Genomic DNA, 796 nt, shown 5'->3' on the forward strand with positions numbered 1-796 from the left:
CTGTTTTAGAAAAACAATTAGCGGAGTTGTATGGAGAGGTCTTAGGTTTGGAATCTTCCAGTATCAGTATTCATGATGATTTTTTCAGATTAGGAGGTAACAGTATTATGGCTATAAAGCTTATCAGCCGTATCCATGGAGATCTTGGCTATCCCGTTACGGTTGCTATGCTGTTTACACATAAAAATATTTTCTCATTATCCCATGTTTTAGCAAGCAGTGATGCTGTTATGCCTAATAGTATGATTCGTGTTATTACGGTCTCTGATGTTGAAGAGCAGAAGCTCTCCTTTGCACAGGAGCGTTTATGGTTTTTAGATCAGTATGAAGGAGGTAGTAGTGCATATAACATTCCTATGGTGTTTGGTTTATCGGGGACCACAGATCTTGCAGTTCTAAAGTCTTCTTTTTTGCGTCTTTTATCACGTCATGATATTCTTCGTACGTTGATTCTTAAGGATTCGGAAGGTCAAGGGTACCAGTATGTTAGTGATAAGGAGTTAAGTATTAGTGAGACTGTTGTTTCTAGTGTTGCAGAGTTGGACTTAGAGATAGGGAAAGAGATGGGTCGTGTATTCTTATTGTCAGAAGAGCTTCCGATTTCCGTTCGCTTGTTTAGTTTAGGGGATGATTTTTATCTTACGGTTGTTATTCACCATATAGCTTTTGATGGTTGGTCTATCGATATCTTTTTCCGAGAGTTGTCTGTAATTTATGAATCTTTGTTATTGGGAACTGAGCCTGATTTACCTCCTCTCTCGATAAGTTATAAGGATTTTGCTTTATGGCAGCGTGA

Annotated in this window: 1 protein-coding gene; it reads left to right on the forward strand. The window is 38.3% G+C overall.

Features of this window, described 5'->3' with window-relative positions:
- The coding region (locus CHRY9293_RS18410; protein ID WP_228455607.1) for a condensation domain-containing protein at positions 1-796 on the forward strand (796 nt) is incomplete at both ends.

Source organism: Chryseobacterium potabilaquae, assembly GCF_902728265.1.
GTDB lineage: Bacteria > Bacteroidota > Bacteroidia > Flavobacteriales > Weeksellaceae > Chryseobacterium > Chryseobacterium potabilaquae.